This window comes from Candidatus Endomicrobium procryptotermitis (genome assembly GCA_031279415.1).
GTDB lineage: Bacteria > Elusimicrobiota > Endomicrobiia > Endomicrobiales > Endomicrobiaceae > Endomicrobium_B > Endomicrobium_B procryptotermitis.
This window is the reverse complement of sequence record JAITIP010000008.1, coordinates 1-23,692: the sequence shown is the minus strand read 5'-3', so window position 1 is coordinate 23,692 and position 23,692 is coordinate 1. Positions and strand designations below refer to the sequence as shown.

The 23,692-nt window shown below is 34.5% G+C and carries 26 protein-coding genes, 1 tRNA gene and 1 rRNA gene; 25 read left to right on the top strand and 3 right to left on the bottom strand.

The window, feature by feature from the left end; genetic code table 11:
- Positions 1–522: 522 nt before the first annotated feature.
- From hflX to LBD46_01645, 7 genes are all read left to right on the top strand, one after another.
- Complete coding sequence (gene hflX / locus LBD46_01675; protein ID MDR2425888.1) at positions 523–1,788, top strand: GTPase HflX; 1,266 nt, start codon at positions 523–525, stop codon at positions 1,786–1,788.
- On the top strand, positions 1,781–3,106 hold the full coding sequence (gene der, locus LBD46_01670) for a ribosome biogenesis GTPase Der (GenBank protein ID MDR2425887.1): 1,326 nt from the start codon (positions 1,781–1,783) through the stop codon (positions 3,104–3,106). The genes hflX and der overlap by 8 nt, the downstream gene beginning before the upstream one ends.
- 3 nt (positions 3,107–3,109) lie before the next feature.
- On the top strand, positions 3,110–3,715 hold the full coding sequence (plsY, locus tag LBD46_01665; protein ID MDR2425886.1) for a glycerol-3-phosphate 1-O-acyltransferase PlsY: 606 nt from the start codon (positions 3,110–3,112) through the stop codon (positions 3,713–3,715).
- 1 nt (position 3,716) lies between these two features.
- A complete protein-coding gene (locus tag LBD46_01660) occupies positions 3,717–4,709 on the top strand; it encodes an NAD(P)-dependent glycerol-3-phosphate dehydrogenase (GenBank protein MDR2425885.1) in 993 nt (330 codons plus the stop codon).
- Positions 4,702–4,965: an integration host factor subunit beta gene (locus LBD46_01655; protein ID MDR2425884.1), complete on the top strand. Its 264-nt coding sequence runs from the start codon at positions 4,702–4,704 to the stop codon at positions 4,963–4,965. The genes LBD46_01660 and LBD46_01655 overlap by 8 nt, the downstream gene beginning before the upstream one ends.
- A 64-nt stretch (positions 4,966–5,029) precedes the next feature.
- Positions 5,030–5,404 carry a MerR family transcriptional regulator gene (locus LBD46_01650; protein ID MDR2425883.1) on the top strand — a complete coding sequence of 125 codons (375 nt, stop codon included), beginning with the start codon at positions 5,030–5,032 and terminating at the stop codon, positions 5,402–5,404.
- Positions 5,405–5,439: 35 nt separating this feature from the next.
- Positions 5,440–5,513: transfer RNA gene (locus LBD46_01645), tRNA-Pro, on the top strand.
- A 132-nt stretch (positions 5,514–5,645) separates the two neighbouring features.
- Here LBD46_01645 and LBD46_01640 read toward each other — a convergent pair.
- From LBD46_01640 to LBD46_01630, 3 genes are all read right to left on the bottom strand, one after another.
- Entirely contained in the window at positions 5,646–5,888 is a 243-nt protein-coding gene (locus tag LBD46_01640; GenBank protein MDR2425882.1) for a tyrosine-type recombinase/integrase, read from the bottom strand.
- Positions 5,889–5,972: 84 nt separating this feature from the next.
- Entirely contained in the window at positions 5,973–6,302 is a 330-nt protein-coding gene (locus LBD46_01635; protein MDR2425881.1) for a hypothetical protein, read from the bottom strand.
- Positions 6,303–6,638: 336 nt separating this feature from the next.
- A complete protein-coding gene (locus tag LBD46_01630) occupies positions 6,639–7,022 on the bottom strand; it encodes a helix-turn-helix domain-containing protein (GenBank protein MDR2425880.1) in 384 nt (127 codons plus the stop codon).
- 564 nt (positions 7,023–7,586) lie between these two features.
- Here LBD46_01630 and LBD46_01625 point away from each other — a divergent pair.
- The 18 genes from LBD46_01625 to LBD46_01540 form a co-directional block, all read left to right on the top strand.
- Entirely contained in the window at positions 7,587–7,790 is a 204-nt protein-coding gene (locus LBD46_01625) for a hypothetical protein (protein MDR2425879.1), read from the top strand.
- Entirely contained in the window at positions 7,763–7,900 is a 138-nt protein-coding gene (locus LBD46_01620; GenBank protein ID MDR2425878.1) for a hypothetical protein, read from the top strand. The genes LBD46_01625 and LBD46_01620 overlap by 28 nt, the downstream gene beginning before the upstream one ends.
- A 288-nt stretch (positions 7,901–8,188) precedes the next feature.
- Positions 8,189–9,112 carry a hypothetical protein gene (locus LBD46_01615; protein MDR2425877.1) on the top strand — a complete coding sequence of 308 codons (924 nt, stop codon included), beginning with the start codon at positions 8,189–8,191 and terminating at the stop codon, positions 9,110–9,112.
- 1 nt (position 9,113) lies between these two features.
- Positions 9,114–11,081, top strand: a complete 1,968-nt coding sequence (locus LBD46_01610) for a sulfatase-like hydrolase/transferase (GenBank protein MDR2425876.1) — start codon at positions 9,114–9,116, stop codon at positions 11,079–11,081.
- A gap of 126 nt (positions 11,082–11,207) precedes the next feature.
- Positions 11,208–12,383 (top strand): hypothetical protein, encoded by a 1,176-nt coding sequence (locus LBD46_01605; protein MDR2425875.1) that lies wholly within the window; start codon positions 11,208–11,210, stop codon positions 12,381–12,383.
- A gap of 119 nt (positions 12,384–12,502) precedes the next feature.
- A complete protein-coding gene (locus tag LBD46_01600; protein MDR2425874.1) occupies positions 12,503–14,170 on the top strand; it encodes a hypothetical protein in 1,668 nt (555 codons plus the stop codon).
- Positions 14,171–14,422: 252 nt separating this feature from the next.
- Positions 14,423–15,337, top strand: coding sequence for a glycosyltransferase family 2 protein (locus LBD46_01595; GenBank protein MDR2425873.1), 915 nt, complete (start codon positions 14,423–14,425; stop codon positions 15,335–15,337).
- 71 nt (positions 15,338–15,408) lie between these two features.
- The gene (locus LBD46_01590) at positions 15,409–15,711 is read left to right on the top strand and encodes a hypothetical protein (protein ID MDR2425872.1); all 303 of its coding nucleotides are present in this window, start codon (positions 15,409–15,411) and stop codon (positions 15,709–15,711) included.
- Positions 15,712–15,765: 54 nt separating this feature from the next.
- Entirely contained in the window at positions 15,766–16,065 is a 300-nt protein-coding gene (locus LBD46_01585) for a hypothetical protein (protein ID MDR2425871.1), read from the top strand.
- Positions 16,059–16,721: a glycosyltransferase family 61 protein gene (locus tag LBD46_01580; GenBank protein MDR2425870.1), complete on the top strand. Its 663-nt coding sequence runs from the start codon at positions 16,059–16,061 to the stop codon at positions 16,719–16,721. The genes LBD46_01585 and LBD46_01580 overlap by 7 nt, the downstream gene beginning before the upstream one ends.
- Positions 16,722–16,750: 29 nt before the next feature.
- Entirely contained in the window at positions 16,751–16,969 is a 219-nt protein-coding gene (locus tag LBD46_01575) for a hypothetical protein (protein ID MDR2425869.1), read from the top strand.
- A 231-nt stretch (positions 16,970–17,200) separates the two neighbouring features.
- Entirely contained in the window at positions 17,201–17,986 is a 786-nt protein-coding gene (locus tag LBD46_01570) for a hypothetical protein (GenBank protein MDR2425868.1), read from the top strand.
- A 15-nt stretch (positions 17,987–18,001) separates the two neighbouring features.
- A complete protein-coding gene (locus LBD46_01565; GenBank protein ID MDR2425867.1) occupies positions 18,002–18,163 on the top strand; it encodes a hypothetical protein in 162 nt (53 codons plus the stop codon).
- Positions 18,164–18,307: 144 nt separating this feature from the next.
- Positions 18,308–18,466, top strand: a complete 159-nt coding sequence (locus LBD46_01560; protein ID MDR2425866.1) for a hypothetical protein — start codon at positions 18,308–18,310, stop codon at positions 18,464–18,466.
- Positions 18,467–18,494: 28 nt separating this feature from the next.
- On the top strand, positions 18,495–18,872 hold the full coding sequence (locus LBD46_01555) for a hypothetical protein (GenBank protein ID MDR2425865.1): 378 nt from the start codon (positions 18,495–18,497) through the stop codon (positions 18,870–18,872).
- Positions 18,873–19,049: 177 nt separating this feature from the next.
- A complete protein-coding gene (gene thrS, locus LBD46_01550) occupies positions 19,050–20,792 on the top strand; it encodes a threonine--tRNA ligase (protein ID MDR2425864.1) in 1,743 nt (580 codons plus the stop codon).
- A gap of 12 nt (positions 20,793–20,804) precedes the next feature.
- The gene (locus LBD46_01545; protein ID MDR2425863.1) at positions 20,805–22,127 is read left to right on the top strand and encodes a leucine-rich repeat domain-containing protein; all 1,323 of its coding nucleotides are present in this window, start codon (positions 20,805–20,807) and stop codon (positions 22,125–22,127) included.
- 641 nt (positions 22,128–22,768) lie between these two features.
- Positions 22,769–23,692, top strand: a 16S ribosomal RNA gene (locus LBD46_01540); the annotation flags it as partial.

Below are 23,692 nucleotides of genomic sequence, written 5' to 3'. Positions count from 1 at the left end.
ATACATTTGCATTGCCGATAGAAATACAAGAAAACACAGGTTCACATTTTTTAAGTTTATCGTTTGTGTTTCCGTAGGTTTGTAATATTGTGATCAGCTTTTTCAGATGGCAAAATCAGAAGAATAGCGGCAGCAAAAAAGAAAGACTTGTTTGTATTGTGTGCTTAGCTGTACCATCTTAATAGGAATTCCGAAAACTATAATATGATGGTATAAAAGTGGAAATAGGGAAATGGCAACCATCACAAATCTCCCATCTTTTAAAATCGTTATTATCTATTTGACATTGTAATTTCCTTAGATGAGTATATCAAGAAAATATTTTAGACAAGCTGATAGTTTAGCTGAAAATATTTTAAAAAGAATTCAAAAAGTCGTTAAAATTAGTAAAATTCTTCCTAATCATTCATCCAAAATTCCCCGACAGTAAGAACATCGATGTCTATTTATTATTGATTTTTGAATATATTTTGGATTAGTAAAGTATTGTAAAAAGATTAATAATATTATAAAATCCCGTCTATGGAAAGAGTTATTTTAGCTGCGCTTCAAACTAAAGATAAAATAGAAATAGAAATAGAAAATTCTTTAGATGAACTTGAAAGTTTGTGTTTTACCGCTGGAGCCGTCAGTGTAGGAAGGGTAATACAAAAAAGATATACTCCGGATTCTGCATATTTTATAGGTTACGGAAAAACGTTGGAAGTAAAAGAGATTGTTAAAAAACTGAAAGCTGATGCTGTCATTTTTGACGATTCTCTAAAACCCATACAGCAAAGAAACCTTGAAAGACTGATTGGAAGCAAAATTGTTGATAGAACAAGAGTCATTTTAGACATATTTGCTTATCGTGCAAGGACGAAAGAGGGAAAACTTCAGGTAGAAAGGGCTGAAATGACTTATCATATCGCAAGGCTCGTAAATCAAAATGCGGATATGGACAGCCAGACGGGAGGCATAGGCACAAGACGTGGTCCCGGAGAAAGAAAACTTGAAAGCGATAAAAGAAGGATAAGAGACCGTATAGCCGAACTGGACAGAGAAATAGCAAAAATAAAAGAAAGAAGGGAAATACAAAGAAACAGACGTTCCAATTCGGATTTGCCTGAAGTTGCCATAGTCGGATACACAAATGCCGGCAAATCGACTCTTTTGAAGAGTCTTTCTAAAAGCGTCGTATATGTGGACGATAAACTTTTTGCTACGCTTGACCCTCTTACCAGAAAAATAAAGCTTCCCTGTGGCAGATGTATTCTTTTAACGGATACAGTGGGATTTATCAATAAACTTCCTCATGATTTGATAGCGGCTTTCAGGTCTACCATGGAAGAAATATTGAGGGCAAAATGCATACTGCATGTAATTGATGCTTCAAACTCCGATAGAAACAAACATATTAATACAGTTATCGGGGTTTTAAAAGACATAGGCGCCAGCGGCATTCCCATAATAACTGTTTATAATAAAAGTGATAAATTGGATTCGTTTACGGTTTCCGCTTTAAGTGGCGAAGACGTTTTTATTATATCTGCCAAAAATTCCGATGGAATCGGTAAACTTTTGCAGGCTCTGGAGCAAAAAGTCGCGCCGCGGCATTTACCGTATAAAATAAATTTCAGTCTTGGAGAACAGGAATTGATTTCACGACTATACGAATATTCAAATGTTAAAAGCAAAAAATATGAAGATAACGGCATTTCCGTCAACATAGAATGTTCTGATGAAAATCTTGGCAGAATAAAAAATATAATCGACAAACTCAGAAATAAAAGGAAAGAAGATGCTTAGAAAAGTCGCAGTCGTAGGAAGACCAAACGTAGGAAAATCAACGCTATTTAACAGGTTTATAGGGCGCAAGAAAGCGATTATTCATAAAACGCCCGGCACGACACGCGACAGAAACGATTATGAAGTTAACTGGAAAGACAAAAAGTTTATCGTTACCGATACTGCTGGCTGGTCGGGCGACGAGTCGGTTTTTTCAAAAGATATGGCAAGACAGCTTGATATGGCAGTTGTGCAATCGGACATGGTTTTATTTGTCGTTGATGGAAAAATCGGAATACACCCTATGGATAAAGAGATTGCTCGGCAGATACGTCTCAGCCGCAAAAAAACCATACTTGTCGTAAATAAAATAGACACTCAGGCTGAAGAAGCGAAAGCTTATGAATTTTATGAGCTTGGTTTTGATGATTTGATTATAATTTCGGCAAATCACGGAAGAAATATAAACGAACTTTTAGACGCTGTTTGGAGTAATATAAAATATGATAGAAGAACGAAAAAAATCGAGAAAATCCTAAAAATTATTTTGGTGGGAAAACCTAACGTAGGCAAATCTTCTTTTGTAAATGCTGCTGCTAAAGAAGAAAGAAGTATAGTTCATAACACGCCCGGTACTACGCGCGACTCTTTAAGTGTGCGCATGAAAGTCAATGATAAAGAATATCTTCTTACAGATACAGCCGGGCTGCACAGAGGAAGCAAAATGAAAGATGATATGGAGTATCTGTCTACGTTAAGTGCAGATTATGCCATAGAAGATTCAGATGTTGCCGTGCTTATGGCCGACGCTTCTCAAGGCATAGGCGAAACTGAAATTAAAATAGCACGTCTTTTAATAGAAAAAAGAAAACCGGTAATCGTCGTCGTAAACAAATGGGATTTGATTGAAGAAAAAGAAGAAGAAGCAAAGTTTTTTGTGGAAGAGTTAAAACAGCGCATGAAATTTATGAACTGGGCGGATATAATTTTTATTTCCGCAAAAACTGGACAGCGTATCGAAAAAGTTTTTAATGAGGCAGAACTAGTTTTTAAACAATATTCCAAGCAGGTTTTGCAGGAAGAACTTAACGAAGCCATAAGGGAAGCTGCCGCAAGAAAACCGTATATGAGCAAAGGCAAAACTTTAAAACTCAAAGAGTTTGCGCAGGTTGCGTCAAAGCCTCCTGTATTTATTTTTTCAGTTAACGATATGGAACTGGTACATTTTTCATATGAGAGATTTTTGGAAAATTCTTTAAGACACAGATTTGGTTTTTATGGAACTCCGATTGTGCTTAAATTCAGGCCTTACTATACGAAAAGGAGAAAGAAAGATTAAACTATGATTTTAAAAATCGCATACATCATTTTTGCTTATTTTTGTGGGGCAATTCCTTTTGCGTATATCGTTGCAAAAGCGGTCGGAAAAGTTGACATAAGAACCGTTGGTTCTGGAAATCCGGGCGCTACGAACGTCTTCAGAAGCATAGGGGCAGCCGCAGGTATTGCTGCTTTTATTTTAGATGCTCTAAAAGGTTTTATTCCGGTATGGTTTGCTATTTTGATTGATTCTTCTTTTTCATATTCCGTTTCTGTTGCCGCTGTCGCTATGGCAGGACATATATATACAGTATTTTTAAACTTCAAAGGTGGCAAAGGTGTGGCAACCGGCTGCGGAGTATTTTTAGCTTTAATGCCCGTTCCAGCGCTGTGTGCTTTAATTGTTTTTGCGATTGTTTTTATTATTTCCGGATATGTAGCTTTGGGTTCGATATGTGCAGCCGTCATTATGCCTTTGGCCGCTTATTTTTCAGATTATCATATAGAGGCTGTAATTTTTGCTTTTGCAGCGGCACTTTTAATTATATATAAGCACAAAGCAAATATAAAAAGGCTTAAAGAAGGCACTGAAAATAGATTTAAAATATTTAAAAAGAAAGGTAACTGATATGAAAATAACTGTTTTGGGCGCAGGTTCTTGGGGATCGACTCTTGCGGTGCTTCTTCTGGAAAACGGACATGAAGTAACGCTTTGGGAATTCGATAAACAAAGAGCGGAAGATTTGCAATTAAGAAAAATAAAACCTTTTGCAAACGGTATGGATTTACCGAAAAATTTGTTTATTACAAATTCTCTGGATTCTTTTAAAAACAGCGAAGGCGTATTGTTTGCAGTTCCTTCACAGGTTATCCGTTCTACCTGTGTGCTTTTAAAAAATAATGGAATTTCTTTGGACGGAAAACTTATAATGAGCGCGACAAAAGGGATAGAAAACAAAACTCTGTTAAGAATGTCCGAAATTATAGAGGAAATATTTCCGGGAAATTATGGAAATATTTCCGCTTTGTCGGGACCGAGCCATGCCGAAGAGGTATGCAGAAAAATTCCTACAGCGGTAACGTCTGCATCTCAAAATATTGAAACCGCCGAAAGGTGCAGGTCGTTATTTATGAACGAATATTTCAGAGTATATAATCAAACCGATATTATAGGTGTGGAAACTGGAGCCGCTTTAAAAAATGTTTTTGCGATAGCTTCCGGTATCGTTGACGGCTTAAAATATGGCGATAATACGAAGGCTGCAATAGTTTCAAGAGGTATAAGAGAACTTGAAAGAATAGGAACGGCCTTGGGCGGAAAGGAGCAGACTTTTTACGGGCTTTCAGGAGTGGGCGATTTGATGGTTACATGTTTTTCGAGGCATTCAAGAAACCGTGCTGTAGGGCAGGCCGTAGGTGAAGGAAGAAGCGCGGAAGAAGCCGAAAAAAATATAGGCATGGTTGCAGAAGGCATTAAAAATGTGGTAAGTGCTTATGAAATAGGAAAGAAACTGCAGGTTGATCTCCCGATAATAAACGAAGTGTACGCCGTTTTGTTTGAAGGCAAAAATCCTCTGAAAGCTGTAAACAGCTTAATGAAGAGAGAACCTAAACATGAATAAAAACGATATAGCAAATGCATTGGTGTCTTTGCTGAGTTCAAAAAAAGAAGCCATGTCGGTCGTAGATAGAGTTTTTAAAGAAATGTCTAACGCTTTAAGGAACGGCGAAAAAGTTGTCATTACGGGGTTTGGAAGCTTCAAAATGACAGTAACGCAGACAAAAAAGGGAAGAAATCCAAAAACCGGAGAAAAACTTTTGATTGCTCCGATGAAAAAGGTAAAATTTAAACAAACAAAAGAATTTTTTGAAAAATGACGGGTTACTTCTTTGACAAATATTTCTGAAAATGTATAATATAACAATTTTAAAAAGGTAAACAATGTTTGAAATTCCTCCGATACCGGACAAAGAATATTTTGCGATAGGTGAAGTTTCTCATATCACGCAGGTGCCGAAATATACTTTAAGATACTGGGAAAACGAATTTAAGCTTTTAAGGCCGGTAAGAAAAAGTTCTGGACAAAGACGCTATCATAAGCAGGATGTCGAACTTATTTTTAAGATAAAAGATCTTTTGTACAATAAACATTACACGATTGAAGGCGTTAGGAAATATTTAATTGGTGGCAAGAGGAAAAAACTTACCGACATGCAGGCGGATTTAAATCTTGATATAGAACATATGCCTGATGCAAAGATTTTAAGAGAAATTAAAGAAGAATTGAAGCAGATAATAAAGCTGTTAAAAAAGTAAATTCCCGTGCGGCTAAAAAGCTGCATTCCAAAGATCGGGGCGTGGCGCAGTTGGCTAGCGCACTCCCTTGGGGTGGGAGAGGCCGCTGGTTCAAATCCAGTCGCCCCGATATTTATATATGCTTGGTAAATTTCCACATTTATCAAGCATTTTTTATTTCTCGACGATAAACTATTAAATTAAACTTGGTTTGACAAGGCTAAATTATAGTTGTAATTGGAATTACAAGACTAAAACAAGACTAAAATTTTAAGCTGTCCACTGAGGCTTTTAAATGCTCTTTTGATAGGTGTGCGTATATCATTGTTGTTTCTATTTTACTATGTCCTAGTAATTTACTGACTGTGTATATGCTTATGCCGTTTATTACTAGATAACTTGCAAACGTATGCCTTAATGTATGGAAACTTACATCTTTTATTTGTGCTTTTTTAAATACTTTTTTAAATGTAATGAACAATGTGTTTATCGGCTGTCTTTGCAATATTATAAAATCCGTTTCTTTTACTCTATACAAACGGATAAGCCTGTCTCCACACGGATTATCCGTTTCGTTTTATAAAAAAGTTTATTCCGTTGCTTCATTGTATTTTATTTTAACCAAATCTTTTAAATCTTCTCGTGTCGCTCTCGGATATTGCTTTATATAAAATACTGCCTTAAAAAGTCTTAGCAAAAAAAATTCTTTCCCAATCCTCTTGCGAGTTGTTTCTATTATATCATAGGACATTTTGACGGGAATTTCTTTGTTTTCTTTATCTATAAATTTTATTGCTATCGTTTTCACCCTGTCTATCGATACGCCGTATTTTTCGCTGTTGAAAGATGTGCTAACGCTGCCTATTGTCTGGGAATAACTATAAGTGTTACCATGTTCTTTGTCGACGATGTCGGTCATTTTACTTTGGTAATAACTGCTAATGATTGCGTCTGCTCCTATTTCTGCGGCTAACGGCAAAGCGTACTTGATTTTATCTCTATTTATTTCGGCAAATTCAATATATGCCCTTTCAGGCTTTTTGTAGTAAATACTTTTATTTCAGAAATATCAGTCGGCTCAAATGCGTAATCAAAAAAGAAATCAAATACAGGTACTTTTTCTTTTGTTATTTTAACTCTTTTCACTACACTCATACACGACGGGAATAAGTACCGTTAAGCATAGAAATACAAAAAATAGTTTTTCCATGATATCCCCTTAGTTTTGGTTCTTGCTTGTTTCCAAAAGAAAGTCTTATTTTGTTTTTAACTGCTCTTTTAAAACGGTATTTTGTTCCCTTAAAAATGCGTTTTCTTCTCTTAATAGCTCTATTTCTTTTTTTAGCAGCTCCATTTCTTTGGCGTCAACTCCTATTTTTATATTTCTTCCTACTGTGAAGTTATCGCCTGCGTTTGCGTAGTACTCGCTGCCTTCGTTGTCTAAAAAGTATGAAAGCGGTTTACTTGTTGCTTTTGCAATTTTTTCTAAGGTTGAAAGTTTAGGGTTTAAATAACCTGTAATCCATTTGCTTATAAGTTGTTGCTTCACCCCTAACCTTTTAGCTAACTCTGTTTGCGTTAATCCTGCGTCAAACGCCGCAGCTTTAATTGTTTTACCTACAACTTTTTTTTGTTTCATGGACGCTCCTTTTTCCTTATTTTTAGATGATAAAAAATCTACTTGACAATACAACCAAGTAAGAGTATAGTACTCCCATAAAAGAAATACAAAAGAACAAATAATAAAGAAGGTTTAAATGAAAAACTGCGGCAATAATAACTTAATAGAAAAAATTTTAAATCAAAATAAAGGCGATTTTATAGGGTGTCGCAGCCCTTTCATTATTCGCCCCCGAATAGAGAAGCCGTTAAATACAATAAAAACACAATCCCCTGATTGGTTATAAAAATTTGACGGCTTTTTTTATTTTACAAAATAAAGAAAAGAAAACAAAAAAATAAGTTTCAAAAGATAGTGCTAGTAGTAGAGTAACTTAATAAATTAGTAGAGAGAGAGAAATGTCCAAAAACGCAGAAAGAAAAAAAGAGGTTAAAAAAATACCACCATGCAGGGCAGCGCTTTGGTCAGCGTCTCTCTCTGTTTGGAAAAAAGGCTGAATGCTGCTATCTACGGCACATTTAGCCTTTATTATGTGCAAAAAAAGTTTGTTTAACAAACACAAAAAAGGGAGGTGAACACAAAATGAATAAAGACATAGTGCGACCACAAGAAGATTTATTAACGCTTTCAGAAATTGCAAAAGAAATAGGTGTAAGTGAATGGTACGTACACCAACAAACGAATTATAAAAACGCATACCCTATGCCATATCGCAAAATTGGTCGCAGGCATTGGTTTTTAAAAACAGAAGTGAAAGAATGGGCGAAACAAAAGAAAGGAGCTTAAAAAGAGGCATTAAAAGCAGAGAGAAGGAAAAATTTGGGGATACAAAACAGGTTCAAGGAGCAAAAGGAATTTTTGAGTTTATCTCAGCAGAGGGGCAAAAGAAAAAGTGAAAATTCTTAAAAAAATACAAATGCCCCAATTTAAAAAAATATTTAAGCGCGATAAACATATTGTAATCATTATCCAATAAATAAAAAGCAAAAAACGTATAGATTTTAATCTATACGTTTTTTAGTTGTATATATAAATCAGCAGCAATTTTGCAAAAAGCCGCAATTATGTAACTTAATATAAATAAAACTTTTGATTTTATTTACAAATTTTTGTAATATAATATTCGTTTTTTCATGGATTAAAATCAAGCAACGTAAATATGTAAATTGAGAGGTGTGTAATAAATGAGAAAAATATTGCCTTCATTATTTGTATTTTTTATGTTTACATGCATGACTCTGGCCGAAGTGCCTAATGAGATAAGATATAACGGAAGGCTTAAAAGTTATCAAACCCTTGTAAATGGTACGGCGCAAATGAATTTTAAGCTGTATGAAAATGAAACAGGCGGGACGGCTCTGTGGGAAAGCGGTAATAAAAATATTAATGTTACAAGCGGGATATTCACTTATACAATGCTCCCGAATATAGACTGGCGTAAAAAAGACATATGGCTTCAGCTGGTTGTAAATGGCATAGAGCTTGTACCAAGAGAAAAAATAATGACGCAAGCGTATGCTTTACATTCAAACTCTGCTGAAAACTTATCTTCGAATTCCGAGATAAAAGTGCAGGTTTCAACAAAAACTGTGTCTGTCGGAGTCAACAGTTCCGGAGAACTTTATTCAAAGTCAGGAAATATTGAGTTTTATATGGTGCCCAAAGGCGGCATAATTTTGTGGTCAGGTTCTGTGACTAATATTCCTTCAGGCTGGGCATTATGCGATGGAACCAACGGCACGCCAGATTTAAAAGGAAGATTTGTTTTGGGGCAGGGTACTATCAGAGAAAATAATGTCGATTATACATATTCCGTAAATCAGAAAGGCGGAGAAGTCAACCATAAATTAACGGTCGCAGAAATGCCAAGCCATTCGCATTATCTTTTTACATCTCAACTAAAAAGAGAAGGTAGTGAGATAATATCTTCAAAAAATAGTTTAGTACGTTATGCAGATGTTGGAGGGGCAAGGCAAGTTGAATATGTGATGAGGGCATCAGATGACGGTTCATCTGCAGATTCTGGAAAATCAAGTATGTTAGGAGGAGATAGTCATCATAATAATATGCCTCCATATTATGCGCTGTGCTATATAATGAAAAAATAAAATGAATAAAATATTTAATTTGGTTAAAAGCGTTTTGTTAAAAAAATATCCGCAGGATATAAAAACTAAAATAAAAATTTCATTGTTTTATTTTGTAAGTTTGGTTTTAGTTTTTGCTTTGTTTCGTTTTTTAATTTGTATTGTTTATTGCGATGTTTTTGCTTCTTTATCGGCATACGATAAAGCGATATCATTTTTATACGGGCTGCGTTTTGATCTTTCAATAATAAATTTATTGCTTGGTGGTTTTATAATATTGTTATTTTTTCCTTATCGCGCTAATATGGCTTTTATAAAAGTATGCGCCGCATTGATGAGTTTTTCATATCTCATAATGCTTTTAGCGCTTAGTGCAGATTTCTTTTATTTTCCAGAAGTTAAGCGGCATATGACTGAAGAATTATTTTTGGCGTGGAGGGATAAAGATTTTATATTGAGGTATGTTCTGTCATATTATTGGTGGGTATTAATTGCAATTTTTGCTTTGATTTTTATTGTCGTAAACCGGGTTTTTGCTTTTATTAATAAAAATTTTGCAGCGAAACCTTTGAGCTTATTAAAAAGTATTTTGATTTTTATTTCCGTGATTTTATTAGTCGTTATCGGGAGAAGGGAAAATTTCAGCGGAATGCCTTTAAACCTGATTGATGCTTATAATCTTCCTAAAAGTCCGGAAAATATCCAGTTAATTTTAAACGGGGCGTTTACCCAATATTATTATTTGAAAGGGACAAATGATTCGAAAGGAGTCATAGAGAACAAATATCCGTCAAATGAAGCAATAAAAAATACCAGAGAATTTCTGCTTAGTAAAAATGAAATTTTTCCGGATGATAAATATCCCGTTATGCGTCGTATAAATGCTGTGCAGAAAATGCAGAACTACAATATTATCGTTGTCTTGCTTGAAAGCTGGACGCCGAGATATATTGATTCACTAAACGGCAATAAAGGATACGATGTTACTCCTAATTTTGACAAAATAGTTGAAGAAGGCATTGTTTTTACAAATGCGTATGCGGCAGGACCGAGAAGCCAATTCGGATTGATAGCGTCTCTTGCCGGAAGACAGATTGTTCCGGGAACCGTACATTATTATGGTTTTGATATGATGAATAAATTTATGGCAATAGCACAACCGTTTAATAAAAGAGGATATTATACGATGTATGCACAGGCAACGCCGAGAAATTCCATTATGATGTGCAATGTCGCTGAGAATTTTTTGGGTTTCAATGAAAGTTATGGAATGGAAGATTTTCCGCAGAAGTTAAATTACAGCGGCAGAAATAGTTTCGGATATGATTACGATATGCTTGATTTCGTGTCAAATAAAGCGGGGCAAAAGCATAAATCAGGACAGCCTTTTTTCATTTACGCTTTTACGGGGTCAACTCATGCTCCATTTTATGAAATTTCTGATGAATTTAAAAAGTATCCGCACAATCGTTCCACTAATGGTTATCTCAACAATTTGTACTATGCCGATTATTCAATTTCACATTTATTAAAAAAAGCTAAAGAAGATGGATATTTTGACAATACGATTTTTATTTTTATGGCAGATCATGTAATCAAATTGCCGGGTTATGACATGAAATTGGACGAAAATTTTAAAATTCCCTTTGTGATATATGCTCCAGATATTTTTAAGCCTCAAAAAATTAATTATACGGTTTCCCAATCAGATTTAATACCTACGCTGTATCATCTTATGGGTTTTGACGACAATTTTAGTGCCATAGGAACAAATATGCTTGATAAAGATGCAAATCATTTTGCATTGATATGCCATGGGAGTAACATAGCTTTTATTAAAGATGGAGAATACATGATTCACAATCGTATAAATATAGTTGATTCTTCATTTGGCAAAGATGGCCAAAAGAGTAAAGCAATGCTTGATATATTGTTGTCTTTAGATAAAACCATAACCGAAAGCATTAAAAATAACAGATGGTATGAATAATAAATGGACAATTTAATCATCATCTGGAATTTTAATATTTATGTTATAATATAAATCTATTTTTTAAATTTTGTTTGTAATATTATAATTTTGTTATTCAATTATAGAGAAAACGAGGATTTACTTATGAGAAAAATTCCACTTATTTTGAATTTGCTTTTTGCATTTGTCATTTCTGTCAATGCGGGATATGTTTCAAACTCTGGAAAAATGATAACACTATATCAAACTGTCAATCAATCAAATTTTTTTATGTATGGTAAATGGCTTTGTGCGGATACGGTTGCCATGCCCGTTTCGGGTATCGTTTCGTACGGTGGCGAGTATGAGGTTGAACCTTTCTTTTTTCAGGAGTTTGACTATATTCCGAATACTAAAATTGATATTTTAGAAAGAGTTCATCCGCAGGACAAGTATTCAGTTCCATCGGAAGGAAAAGCCGTCTTTCAAGTAAAATACTATGATAAATATGAAAACGATCCCGGAAATGATTATCCTAAACTTGTTTTAACTTATCCTGATAATTCTGTTAAGACATATACGATGACCAGTCTTTCAAATGATGGCATTTTTTCGTATGAAATAGTTCTTCTTAGCGGGGAATATAAATATGAATATATAGCGACAAACGATTACTATACTTACAATGACGGCTGCTACAATCTTGCAGGTAAATGGTATGTTACGTCAAGACCATATATTAATGCAATTAGTCCTGTTAATAATGTTGAAATTCTTCCTGACAATGTGCGCTTTCAATGGGATATTTCTACCGATGAAGCAAATGACATTCTAAAATATGAATTATATCTCGGAACAGACAATGATAAAAACAAATTAAAAAAAGCAGAAAATGGACCTGGAAACAATGTAAAATCTTATATTTATCCTACGAGCTTAAATCATATGAGCCAATATTGTTGGTATATGCGAGTGATAAATAAATACGGAGCTGATATGGAAACCGATTTGTTTTATTTCAGAACAGGAGGCCAGGTTGAAAAATTTTATAATGCGCCTAATCCATTTAATCCCGCAAGGGGCCAACCTACAAGATTTGTGTTCGCTATGCCTCAATCGGGAACGGTAAAGCTGGTCATTTATTCAGAATATGGAGATAAGGTGTGGGAGTCGGAAACATATAACTATATTGGCGATATGATTTCTTCAAAAGAAATAACATACGATGGTAAAGATAATTCAGGGAAAATGTTATATAACGGAACCTATATAGCGGTGTTAACAAAAAAATACGGTGGTAAAACAAATGTGGAAAAATGCAGAATTATTATAATAAAATAATTGTTTTTATATTTATATTTATTTTTTTCACGGCACAATTTGTTTATGGAGCTGATGGAAGAAGAAAAAGCTTTTTATCACATGGTCCGAGCGTGACGGCATTTTCTGCAGGGGAAACGGTGTTTTCTGCTTACCGGGATGCCGCGGTAATACAATACAATCCAGCGCTTATGGCGTTTTTACATGAAAATGTAGTAAATTTTACAAGGTTTAATCTTTATGAAGGCAGCGGCTATAATTCAGGTTCCATAATTTTAAATTATTTTAAATATTTTCAAGCAGGGCTTTCGGTATCGAATTTGTCCAGTGGAAAAGCTGAAAAAAGGGAGAGTATTTACGTTCCCGGAGTTGAAATTTCAGCTAATAGCTGGGATTATGTTCTTTCTGGAGCGGGAATTATAAAGCCGATTGGATTGGCTTTTGGCATGAATATTAAATATATTTATTATGATTTATACGAAAAAAGTGGAGGAACTTTTGCTATAGATTTTGGATTGGCGAAAATTTTCAACGGACCCAAACTTTTTGGCAGTATATCTGAAATAAAATTTGGTTTGTCCGCTCAAAATATTGTTGCCGGTAATTTAAAACTTGACAGTGAAAATGACGATATTCCTTCGATTTATAGATTGAGCTCTGCTTTTATTATTCCAGTTTATTACAGATTTCAAAACTATGACACGGTTAGCATTTACACAGATTTAAAATATGAAGATGATTTTCTTGACTTTTACGGGGGATTGGCATATATGCTGGCCAACAAATATTTTGTAAGAGCCGGATATTATCCGCAACATTTTACTTTTGGTTTCGGCATTGATTTTTATTCGTTTACCGTAGATTATGCTGCAGATTTCGGTGAGCTTGATATGATTAACAGATTAGGATTGTCTTACAGATGGGGTGCTTCTGACAAAAACAGGCAACCTGGCGGCGAGGAGCTTGACAAAGAAGCAAAGGAAGCCTTAAATAAAGAAAAGCTTACTCTTAAAGAAGCGGAAAAGAAGTTCAATGCCGCTAAAAAACTTTATAATAATGGCGAGTATTTGCGTGCGACAGATATGCTTTCTGAAATAGTGATTTCTTATCCGAATTTTCAATCGCCACTGCATTTTTATACAAAAATGCGCGATGATATGAATAGAACTGCCGAATCTGACGAAGATGAACTTAATTTTTCTAAACGCACGTATGCAAAAGGCTATTATGCATATTACGTTGCAAAGTATAATGAAGCTCTGACGGAATGGAATAAGTATGTTCATTTTACCGGTGGTAGCGGGGAAATTTTTGAATATATGGATAAGATAAACAGCGTGATAAAACAGCATGAACTCATGAAACGCGAGGCAGAATTAGATGCCAAAGCAAATAAAATGCTTGCCGATGGGATAGTAAAATATAAAGCTTCAAAATGGATTCTTTGTATTAAAGACATGGAAGCTCTTCAAAAGTTTGTAACAAATAATAAATTTTCAAAAACCGTCGAATATTACAATAAGGCAAAAGAATATATAGAAAAATCTGTTAGTGAGCTTGCAAAATCAATAAAAACGGAAAATAAGCACATAGACAAGCCGAAAGAATCTGAAGACACCACTAAAGAAAAGCAGGAAATAGATGAAGCTTCTGCGGATAAAAAATATAATGAAGGACTTGTTCTTTATGCACAGGGTAAATACTTAGAAGCAGAACGCACTTGGGAGCTTACTTTGAGGCTTAACCCAAACCATCGGAAAGCAAAAATAGCTCTTTCCAAACTGCGCAGCAGCGGATATGAATATTAAACGAAGCGGAGATAATTGTAAATAAAAAATGTTTTTTTTAGTTTGTTAATTGTTTGCCTGTTCACGGTTTTACTTAATGCGGAAGTACCAAATGAAATTCGTTACACGGGAAGATTAAAGTCATACCAGACGACTGTAAACGATACGGTAAGTATGACATTTAAATTGTATTAAGTATTAAGTGGAAGTTTTATTTAAATTATATTGTATATTAGAGTTAAGAAAAAATTTTGAACAATAAAAGGAGCATTTATGAAATTTTCAGTTGTAATCCCTATGTATAATTCTGAAAAGTTTATTGCAAGAGCCATAAAGTCTGTGCTAAATCAAACTTACAAAAATTATGAAATAATAGTGGTAAATGACGGTTCTACTGACAATGGATTAGCAGTTGCCGGTTCATTTGCCAAAAAAAATAATAATATAAAAATTATAAGCCAAGAAAACAAATTAGTCGGGGCAGCCAGAAATCTTGGGATTAAACAGTCCACAAATAATCATATAGCTTTTTTGGATTCAGATGACGAATATCTACCTGACTTTTTAGAGACAATAAGCGTTTTAATTTATGAATATCCTGAGGCAGGAGCATATGCTGCGGCGTACAGAGTTCAAAAATCAGATAAATCCTTTATTCCAAAGTATTCTGCTTTACCGAGATTTCCTTGGAAGGGGATTGTCCCCAGTTACTACAAATCCGCATTACATTATCATCCTTTATTGCCTTCTGCTGTTGTTATAAAAAGAGATGTTTTTGAAGATACGGGTTATTTTGCCGAAGGAGTAAAAATAGGAGAAGATATAGACTGCTGGGCAAGATTGGCTTCTAAATATGATATTGCTTTTTCAAGTAGAGTCTGCGTAGTTTACCATAGAGACAATGTTGTTTCTTTGAGTACAGAAAAAACATTGAATCATGATACAAAAGTTGAAACAACTCTTGAGAATATAATAAAAAATAAACAGTATAGGACTAAAGATGAGTACTATATTAAAGAATGGTATAATAAAATTCATCTGGATACGGCTTTAAAATATATAAAAGATAAGAATAAAGCAAAAGCAAAAGAACATCTAGATAAAGTTGAAACAAAATTATTCAAATTTAAAAAAATAAAACTGAAATTGAAAATGCTTTTTATGAGCACTGAAACTGATATAAATTAAAATATTCTTTGCTTCAATAGGTTTGCTTTACAGTACGGCGACAAGCGGTAAATTTAAACTTCCGAATGTTTTTGAGAGGAAACGGATCAAACACAGTAACAACAACTCCGGACGGCACCGTTACGATTGCTTCGGCAAATTTGGGAGTAAAACAAAATGATGCGATAAGAAATATTACAGGTGCTTGGACTTCTTCTGCTTATGGTAGTTCATCACCCACGGGAGTTTTTAAATTAGAGGACATAACATCCTATGGGCATAGTGGTACTGGCAAGGCAAATAATAGGATATCATTTGATGCCTCAAGGCAAGTTTCAACTGCAGCAGAAAACAGACCTGTAAATTATTCGATTAATTATTGTATAAAATACTAGCTTCAATTAAAGCTATAATATATATTTTGAATTTTATTTATTATATGGAGTCTTATGAACAAAATCTACGGTTTTGATAATTTTATTAAACTATTTCATGAATATGTGTCAAACGTGCATGAAGAAGACAAAGATTTGAAAGTAGAAGTTTACAACAATGCTTTTGTGCTGCCGTTTCGCGATTCTTCAAAAGGTGTTGAAATAAATGATGAAGGCGGAGTATTCGATTCGAACTGTAACATTGTAGGTTTATATAAAACAAGAAAATCTATATCTCATATTAAAGTGGGCTATCCTTTGCATTATAATTTCAGCTCTAATACAACTTATTTAAATGAAGATGTCGTATTTTAGGATATTTTTCTACTCATTTTGGACACTTTCTAATTGAATCTATGAGTCGTTTATGGATTTATTTAAATTCTGACATAGCTAATAAAAAAGCTGTTTATATAGCCGAGTCTGATATTTATTTTATTGAGATGCTTGAATTATTTGGATTGAAGAAAAGTAATATTATAAGAATAACAAAACCAACAAAGTTTAAGTCTGTTATGGTTCCTGAAGAATCAAATTTAATAAAGGAACCTTTTTATAATAAAAAATACAAGGAAATATTTAAGCGGATAGCAGATGGTACTAATAAAAGCTATACATACGATAAAATTTATCTTTCAAGAACAAAATTCATTAAAAGAAAAGGTACCATAGCAGGAGAAGCAGAAATTGAAAAACTTTTCAAAAATAATGGCTTCACAATAATATATCCTGAGCGTTTAGGCATAAAAGAGCAAATTAGTTTAATGAAAAATTGTAAGTATCTTGCAGGAATTCAGGGTACGGCTATGCATCTGTCTATTTTTGCTGACGATAGTATTAACCTTATTGTCATTCACAGATCTAAAGATGAAATTTTTCCAGAACAAATCAAAATTAACAAAATGAAAAACATTAATAATATAAGCATAGAAGCGGATTTAGATTTTTTACGGCCGTTTCCTTTTATATAGCATTTGCTGTGTCCATAAGAAATAAATATATGAAGCAATGGCTGCAAGAAAGTTCATATAAATATAACGACATAACGGTTAACCCAAGTTCTTTGGAAGATTATATATCTGCTAAAGAGTTTAAAAAATGGAGTAAAACTTCTGAATTAAAAAGAAAAATTAAGCAAAGGTTAGTTATGTTTTTTACGAATTTCATTTTTATTAAATCGTTGAGAAAGAAAATAAGGTATAAATTTATCAACAGATGATATTTTATCAGATACGGAAGAAAAGTAAATCCGTAAAATATTTTGTTAATATTGCCTCAAGTACTAAAAGCTTGATACTAATTTTTAATTAAAGGATAAATGGATGATAAACATAGTTTTTGGGTTAGATGATAATTTTGCCAGACATTGTGGAGCAACTATAGCTTCTATTTTAGATAATCATAAAATTAAGACTGAAACTGATAAAATACATTTTTTCTCCTAGGTAATTTGAGTCAAGATAATAAAAATAAATTTCTTGATCTTAAGAAGATTCAAAATTTTGAAATGGACTTTATCGGAATTGATGTAAATGAATTTAAAGGTTTACCTGTTTTAAAATTCATTTCGCTTGCAACATATAATAGGCTTTTAATTACAGAGCTTTTACCTAAAAATATAGAAGTAATTTATCTGGATTGCGATATTATAGTTAAAAAAGATATTTTACACCTATGGAATATAAATATCAAAGATCATTTAATTGCTGCTGTTTCTGTATCTTCAAAAAACAATGATGGATATTTTAATGCTGGTGTATTAGTATTTAATATTAAAAAACTTAGGGAATTTGATTTTTACAATAAATGGAAGGAATATGTAAAAAATAACGAGGTTGTTTGGCAGGATCAAGAGATTTTAAACGCAGTTTTAGCAGGAAGAGTACTGTATATTCCTTATAATTGGAATTTACCTTACGGTACTCTTTTGAAAAGAGGAAAATATTACAATAGAAAACACTTGAAGAGCTTTGTATCTTTTTCGTATATAATACATTTTTCTGCTTCTGATAAGCCATGGCACGCTCTATGCCCACATCCTTTGAAGAATTATTATTTTAAATATGCTTTGATGTCTCCATGGAAAAATGATATAAAACAGTATTCTTCATTTTTAGTTTTAATTGAATTTATAAAAAAGCTGTTCAGGTACTGGTTAGTTCATCCTCTATTTTTTATTAAACCGAATTTTTGGCAAAGACTAAATGAAAAAGGCTGTTTGATGGCGATATTTTAATAAGGATAGGAATTTATGAAAAAAGTATCATTGTTTGTGTCGATTGCCTGTTTAATTTTTAATGTGTCCGTTATTTTTGCAGACACGCTGTATTTGAACGGCGGCGCGGTTGCCGAGTGTAAAATTATACAAGAAGCCGATGACGCGTATATGTTGCATCAAGGCAATTTTTGGTAAAAAATCAACAAGACTGACGTTATTTTTTCAGGTAAAGACAATGCCAATACTCAACAGCGGAAAATTGATTTAGATTTAATATTAAAGTTTGGAAGAGACTTATCATCAAAAGCAAATATTTCAGGTTCGGATGGTTTAGATGGTATGTATAATGCTACGAATAAGTATTATGCAGGGCTTGAGTTTGACATAAGAGCTTTCAGTAATGTTTATTTTGGACTTGGTCTTAATCTTTCAAGTAACGGATATTTTTCGGTAAATGTAAGAAATGCTGGGATATTGAAAAATAGAGAAAACTACTGACAATTTTAAGAAAAAAATAAATAGCAATATTAAATTTGTTCAAGTAGGTGCCGGCGGACATTATTTACCTGAAGCAGATATAAATCTTTCAGGAAAAACTTCTTTAGATGAGCTGTTTTATATATTAAAAAAATCGTTGTTTCATATTGATATTGACGGAGTCTGCTCGCATTTTGCAAAAGCAGTGGGTACAAAATCATTAATTATGTTCGGTCCAGCGGATGGATTTTTTATCGGGTATCCTGAAAATATCAATGTGGTTTCTTCGTTGTGCGGTGGGTGTTGGACAAAATCCACAAAGTGTCCTCTTGGTTACGAAAAAATTTTATGTATGGAATCGATAATTCCTGAATTTGTAGCGAATAAAATTGTAGAAAATATTGTAATTTCTAAAACTAAACAATAAAATAAAAAATTTGTATAATATTTGCCTATGAATATCAGAAAATTGAGCGATAATATTTTTTTTACCTGTCGAACTTGCAGGTTTGCCTGAAAGGCTGCCTTTTCTTACAATTAAACTGCACAACTTAGTTACTGGTTAATCAAATCAAAAAATATAAAAAATAACAGGATAAGAATTATGAGTAAAGAACAAAAATCATTGGACACATTAAGACATTCTGCATCGCATGTAATGGCTGCGGCGGTACTTGAACTGTTTCCTGAAACGAAAGTGGCAATAGGTCCTTCGATTGAAGACGGGTTTTACTACGATTTTGACAGGGCAGAGCCGTTTACGCTTGAAGATTTGGCGAAAATAGAAAATAAAATGAGAGAAATAGTAAAAGCAGACGACCATTTTATTTGTTCTTCAATGCCTAAAGACAAAGCGGTAAAGGAATTCGAGTCTAAAGGCGAAAAATATAAAGCAGAAATAGCTTCGCAGATTGAAGGTAATACGGTAAGCATATACAAGTCAGGAAAATTTACGGATTTGTGCAAAGGTCCTCATATGGACTCTACGGGCGAAGTAAAACATTTTAAACTTCTTTCCGTAGCGGGTGCATATTGGAGAGGTGATTCTTCAAGAGAAATGCTTCAGAGAATTTACGGTACGGCGTTTTTTACAAAAGAGGATTTGGATGATTATTTAAATAAAATTGAAGAAGCACAGAAAAGAGATCACAGAAAGCTTGGAAAAGATTTGGATTTGTTCAGCGTGAACGATGCTGTTGGCGGCGGGCTTGTTTTGTGGCATCCCAAAGGCGCTCTTCTGAGAGATATTATTGAATCAAATTGGAAAAAATTCCATTTGGAAAACGATTATGAATTGTTAATGACGCCGCATATTTCCAGTGAAGAACTTTTTGCCATAAGCGGTCATTTGCAGACATATTCAGAAAACATGTATGCATCTATGGAAATTGAAGGCAAGCCTTTTCGTGTAAAACCTATGAACTGTCCTATGCATTTGATGATATATAAAACGAAACTTCATTCTTACAGAGAACTTCCGATAAAATACGCTGAGCTTGGAACTGTCTATAGATTTGAAAAATCCGGAGTTTTACACGGGTTATTGAGAGTAAGAGGATTTACTCAAGACGACGGACATATTATAGTGCAGCCGGAACTTTTGGAACAGGAAGTTCTTGCGGCTTTCAAAATGGCAATAGAGTGTCTTAAGATGTTCGGTTTTGAAGAATATAAAATATATTTGGCAACAAGACCTGAGAAAAAGTACGTAGGCAAAATTGAAGATTGGGACAGGGCACAGGATTCGCTTGAGGACGCTTTAAAGAAAACAGGATATGAATACGAAATAGATGAAGGCGGCGGGGCTTTTTACGGTCCGAAAATCGACATAAAAATCAAAGATGCGATCGGCAGGCTTTGGCAATGCTCGACTATACAGTTTGATTTTAATCTTCCTGAAAGGTTTGATATATATTACATAGGTAAAGACGGCAAAAAAACAAGACCATATATGATACACAGAGCTTTAATGGGATCACTTGAAAGATTCATAGGCGTTCTTCTTGAGCATTATGCAGGATCTCTTCCCCTATGGCTGTCTCCCGTGCAGGCTGTGATAGCCAACATCAATGAAAATCAATATGAATATTGCAAAGAACTTCTAAATAAATTGAAAAAAGATGGGATAAGGTCGATTTTTGACGACAGAAATGAAAAAATAGGACATAAAATAAGAGAGAACGCCATGCAGAAAATCCCTTACATACTTGTTGTGGGAGATAAAGAAAAAGAAATAGATTCCGTCGCCGTGAGAGCCAGAGGCAATAAAGATCTCGGCGTAATGAAAATTGATGACTTTATAGCTTTGGTGAAAAGTAAAAATATGTCCGGTGTAAATATTATATAAGAGGAGACACATATGAAAAAATTAGTGCTTCTTGTATTTATTCCGTGCTGTGTGCTGGCTTTTATTGCTTGTGACAAGGGTGCGCAAAGCGGTGATACATCTGCCCCGAAAAAAAGTAATTCCGATTTGACTTCTACTAGCTCAGATTCGTCTTCATCTTCGGCTAGTTCAGATTCAGGGTCATCATTTGCTTTTCCAGAATTTACATATAAAGAAATAAACGGCGGGAATGAATATGAAATTTCAGCTTCACCTTATTTTTTTGTGCATATTGTCGATATGTCAAATCAGAGTGTTCCTTCGTTAAACTCAAAAGAGCTTATTATTCCATCAACATATAATGGTAAGCCTGTAACGGCCATCGGACCTGATGCATTCAAAGAACACTTTATGATAACAAAAGTAATAATCCCTGACAGCATAACCGTTATTGATAAGTCAGCATTTTCAGGTTGTTACGGTATAAACAGTGTTATACTTGGAAATGCTACTACAAAGATTGGAGATTATGCATTCTATGGCTGCAAAAGTTTAAATTCAATTAACATTCCCAAAAGTTTAACATATCTGGGTGATTATGCGTTCAGCGGGTGTTCCAATTTACAGAGTAATATTGCAATACCTGACGGTGTGACAAATTCTCTGAAAGAAACTTTTTTCAGTTGTTCAAAATTAACGTCGGTTACAATAGGAAAAGGAGTTCCAAAAATCGGCGTCAATGCTTTTTCTGCAAGCGGAATAACAAGCATTACTATTCCAAGTAATGTAAAAAGTATTGAAGACAAAGCATTTATAGATTGTTCTGAATTAATCAATGTGGTTATTGAAGACGATGGTGTGACGCATATTGAAGGCGGTATTAACAGCGGAGCATTTAAAGGCTGTTCCAAATTAAAAACGATTGTTTTTGGAAATAAACTGGAGCATATCGGAGAACAGGCATTTCAGAGTTGCCTCAGTTTAGAAAGCCTTACTTTTCCAGAGAGTTTAATAAGTATTAATAAGAGTGCATTTAAAGGGTGCACTGCTTTGGCAGATATAAAGTTCGAGAACAGCGCCGCCAATATAGGCCAACGGGCATTTGAAGATTGCAGTAAATTAAAAAATATAGATTTTGGAAATTCTTTGATTCGTATAAGCTCTTATGCGTTTATAAATTGTACCAGTATAACGGAAATAACTCTTCCTGCAAGTTTGCAATATTTGGGAGATTCTCCATTCTTGGGCTGCAATCAACCGATAATAAAAGTAAAAGAACTTTTATCTAAGCCGCCATCGGGCTGGTCTCCCCTTTGGAGGGATGATTGTGGTACAATTTTGTGGGGACAATCTTGAAATGCTTATAGGGAAACTGATGGTATTATAGAAAAAATGGGTCAAAAAAATAAGAAAAAACAAACCTTTGTAGTGCTATCAATTCCTTTCATGCGTTTTGCCTGACAATATTCTACAAAGACTTGACATGATTTGATAATTGTGATATAACAATTTCCGCGAAAGAAATATTTGACAAAATTACTTTAATGTTATATAAAATGCAGGTTGAAAAAAAAGTTCTTTAAAACAGTTGATAAAAAAAGTTAAATATGATATAAAATTTAAGTCTAACAAAAAAAATGCTTGACAAATTTTTAAAAATTTTGTTTAATAAGCAAATTGTGATTTCTAAAAAGTTCTTTTATGTGAATAAATAATATGAATAAGAAAATCTTTCCAACACCGGAAGCAAATAATAGTTTAAAGGGTTATAAGACTCGAAAGGGCACCCTCACTAAATAATGAATTGATAAAATAGAATCTTTGCTGAAAGAAAAGCAAAGGCATTAATTTTTTCTCTCCAAAAGTTCTTTGAAAACTAAATAACACGCAGACAAGCGCCTCATGAAAGAGGCAATCAAGTAATTTAAGGGTCATTTGTAAATTCTGATGATAAAAAGTATTAGTAAATTAAGAGCTATATAAAATCTCTATAAATTTTTATGGAGAGTTTGATCCTGGCTCAGAGTGAACGCTGGCGGCGTGCCTAACACATGCAAGTCGCGCGGGATTTTACAGAATATCGTAAAGTCTAGCGGCAAACGGGTGAGTAACACGTGGGAAACCTCCCTTAAGATGGGGAATATCTCCGGGAAACCGGAGTCAATACCGCATAAGACCACAGTTCGGCATCGAACAGGGGTCAAAGCAGTAATGCGTCTTAAGATGGTCCTGCGGCCTATCAGCTAGTTGGTGGGGTAACGGCCTACCAAGGCAATGACGGGTATCCGGCCTGAAAGGGTGAACGGACACACTGGAACTGAGACACGGTCCAGACTCCTACGGGAGGCAGCAGTGGGGAATTTTGGACAATGGGCGAAAGCCTGATCCAGCGACGCCGCGTGGAGGACGAAGGCCTTCGGGTTGTAAACTCCTTTAATAGGGGACGAAAAAAATGACGGTACCCTAAGAATAAGCCACGGCTAACTACGTGCCAGCAGCCGCGGTAATACGTAGGTGGCGAGCGTTACTCGGAATTACTAGGCGTAAAGCGTATGTAGGCGGTTAGATAAGTCTTTGGTGAAATTTCTCGGCTCAACCGAGAAACTGCCAAGGATACTGTCTGGCTTGAGTGTGGGAGGGGGAGACGGAATTCCTGGTGTAGCGGTGAAATGCGTAGATATCAGGAGGAACACCGATGGCGAAAGCAGTCTCCTGGCCCAATACTGACGCTAATGTACGAAAGCTAGGGTAGCAAACAGGATTAGATACCCTGGTAGTCCTAGCTGTAAACGATGTTCACTAGATGTGGGAGGTATCGACCCCTTCCGCGTCGACGCTAACGCATTAAGTGAACCGCCTGGGGAGTACGGCCGCAAGGTTGAAACTCAAAGGAATTGACGGGGGCCCGCACAAGCGGTGGA